Source organism: Vibrio sp. 10N.261.52.A1 (assembly GCF_002876325.1).
In the GTDB taxonomy this organism is placed as follows: Bacteria; Pseudomonadota; Gammaproteobacteria; order Enterobacterales; family Vibrionaceae; genus Vibrio; species Vibrio chagasii.
The window spans coordinates 1-1,993 of the sequence record NZ_MCYD01001138.1 but is presented as its reverse complement, the minus strand read 5'-3'; the positions used below and the strand labels follow the sequence as shown (position 1 = coordinate 1,993).

General features: G+C 44.1%; 2 protein-coding genes. Both read left to right on the top strand.

The genetic code is table 11. The annotated features are described in order from the left end of the window. Positions 1-109 precede the first annotated feature (109 nt). Positions 110-1,399: an NCS2 family permease gene (locus tag BCT81_RS24425; RefSeq protein ID WP_008218658.1), complete on the top strand. Its 1,290-nt coding sequence runs from the start codon at positions 110-112 to the stop codon at positions 1,397-1,399. Between the two features lie 83 nt (positions 1,400-1,482). Beyond that, on the top strand, positions 1,483-1,947 hold the full coding sequence (tet(34), locus tag BCT81_RS24420) for an oxytetracycline resistance phosphoribosyltransferase domain-containing protein Tet(34) (protein ID WP_004741499.1): 465 nt from the start codon (positions 1,483-1,485) through the stop codon (positions 1,945-1,947). Positions 1,948-1,993: the final 46 nt, after the last annotated feature.

The following is a 1,993-nucleotide window of genomic DNA, read 5'->3' as shown; positions in this document are numbered from 1 at the left end:
ATATTATTTAGAGCCTTAATTCTATCTGGAATTTGTTATTTGATAACTTTATAATCCAAAGCCAATCGATTACGCAACCGTTTACTTTTTACCCTTATAGGATTCGATAATGTTCGAAAAGCTATTCAAACTCAGTGAAAACGGCACCAATGTGCGCACTGAAATCATCGCAGGTCTAACAACCTTCCTAACAATGGCTTACATCATTTTTGTAAACCCAATGATCCTAGCTGATGCTGGTATGGACCACGGCGCTGTATTTGTAGCAACCTGTTTAGCGGCTGCTATTGGCTGTTTCATCATGGGCTTTGTTGCTAACTACCCAATTGCTCAAGCTCCAGGTATGGGCCTGAATGCCTTCTTTACCTACGCGGTTGTGATGGGCATGGGTTACACGTGGCAAGTTGCTCTAGCGGCAGTGTTTGTTTCGGGTGTGATCTTCATTTTCTTGAGCATCTTTAAGATCCGTGAATGGATTATCAACTCGATTCCTATGTCTTTGCGTGTAGGTATCTCTGCGGGTATCGGTCTTTTCCTAGCGTTTATCGCACTTAGCAATGCTGGCATCGTGGTTTCTAACCCTGCAACTAAAGTATCACTTGGCGACATTACTGCTATTGCTCCTATCCTTGGTGCTCTTGGTTTCTTCCTTACTATTGCCCTTGTACACCGTGGTGTGAAAGGCGCGGTAATGATTGCAATTCTAGCTATTACAGCTCTTGGCATTATCATTGGTGACGTTCAGTACGGCGGCATCATGTCTACACCACCAAGCCTTGCTCCGACTTTCATGCAGCTTGATTTCTCTGCAGTATTTGAAATCGGTATGATCTCTGTTGTATTTGCTTTCCTATTCGTCGACTTATTCGATACAGCGGGTACGCTAGTGGGTGTTGCTACAAAAGCGAACCTAATTAAAGAAGATGGCAAACTACCTCGCCTGAATAAAGCACTGCTTGCTGATTCAACAGCAACGTCTATCGGTGCTCTTCTAGGTACATCGAACACGACTTCATATGTAGAGAGTGTTTCAGGTGTTGCTGAAGGTGGTCGTACTGGTCTAACGGCTGTTGTCGTGGGCGTACTTTTCCTTCTTGCTCTTTTCTTCTCACCACTTGCAGGTATGATTCCGGCGTACGCAACATCAGGCGCGCTTTTCTATGTAGCAATTCTGATGATGTCAGGCCTAGTTGGCATTGATTGGCGTGATCTTACGGAAGCAGCACCAGTCGTGGTAACATGTCTACTTATGCCGCTGACGTACTCTATTGCTGAGGGTATCTCACTAGGTTTCATCGCTTACGCTGCAATTAAGCTGCTAAGTGGTAAAGGTCGCGACGTTTCACCTGCTGTGTGGATCATGTCGGTAATCTTTATTCTTAAATACATTTTCGCTTAATCGTCTAGATTTCTGCTTAAACGCTGAAGAGGCTATGTTTGGCATAGCCTCTAATAACATGAAAAATTATTAGGTTTTATACTATGAGCAACAAATTCGTTATCACTTGGGACAACATGCAGACTTACTGCCGTCAACTAGCAGAAAAGCAAATGCCAGCAGAGCAGTGGAAAGGTATCTGGGCTGTAAGCCGTGGTGGTTTGGTTCCTGGTGCAATCTTGGCTCGTGAACTGGGTATTCGTCACGTAGATACGATTTGTATTTCTAGCTACGACCACGATCACCAACGTGATATGACTGTCGTTAAAGCACCTGAAGGTGACGGCGAAGGTTTCCTAATCGTTGAAGATCTTGTTGATAGTGGTGACACTGCACGTAAGCTTCGCGAAATGTACCCTAAAGCAAAACTGATCGCTGTATGTGCTAAGCCTTCTGGCGCTCACCTACTAGACGAGTACATTGTTGATATCGCTCAAGACACATGGATTGAGCAACCTTGGGATACTAGCCTAAGCTACGTTGAGCCAGTAAATCGCAAGTCAAAATAAGCGTAAACTTAGTTTTTTGAGAAATGACCCTTTATAGGGTCATTTT